Source organism: Pseudomonas sp. EA_65y_Pfl1_P113 (assembly GCF_963970525.1).
GTDB lineage: Bacteria > Pseudomonadota > Gammaproteobacteria > Pseudomonadales > Pseudomonadaceae > Aquipseudomonas > Aquipseudomonas tritici.
Window position 1 is genome coordinate 1 of sequence record NZ_CAXAQM010000486.1, and the last position, 472, is coordinate 472.

Below are 472 nucleotides of genomic sequence, written 5' to 3' on the forward strand. Positions count from 1 at the left end.
GCTACCGTCACCTTCCGGTACACGAATGCACCGATGGCGGAGGGCGACCGCTATCGCAACCCGTTGGGATTCCAGGTCGAGAATTACCGCGCGGACCCCGAGGTGGTGCGGTGAAGCGCTTTCTCTCCATAGCGAGTCTTCTCGCCATCATAGCGACACCCGCCTTTGCGGAGGACACCCCGCGCGGTGGGCCGGCGGATCCGCGCGTGAAGTTCGTGGAATATCAGGAGACGCAGGTCTACCGGATCGTCGGCACATTTCGGACGGCGACCCAGGTGGTGCTCGGCGCGGATGAGACGATCGAACATGTTGCGCTCGGCGACACCGTCTCATGGGAAGTGGCGGTTGCCGGTCACATCCTGTTCCTGAAGCCCCGCGAGCGGGCGGGACCGACCAACCTCATCGTCACGACCAATCGTGGGGGCGAGCTGCGCAACTACGCCTTCGAACTGACCGCACGCCGGGGACCGAT

The 472-nt window shown here is 64.4% G+C and carries 2 protein-coding genes; both read left to right on the forward strand.

Annotated elements, in window-relative coordinates:
- Window positions 1-114, forward strand: a 114-nt coding sequence (locus tag AACY52_RS32505; RefSeq protein ID WP_370468081.1) for a VirB8/TrbF family protein, incomplete at its 5' end; no start/stop codon positions are given.
- The coding region (locus AACY52_RS30705; RefSeq protein WP_339561446.1) for a TrbG/VirB9 family P-type conjugative transfer protein at window positions 111-472 on the forward strand (362 nt) is incomplete at its 3' end. The genes AACY52_RS32505 and AACY52_RS30705, both read left to right, overlap by 4 nt.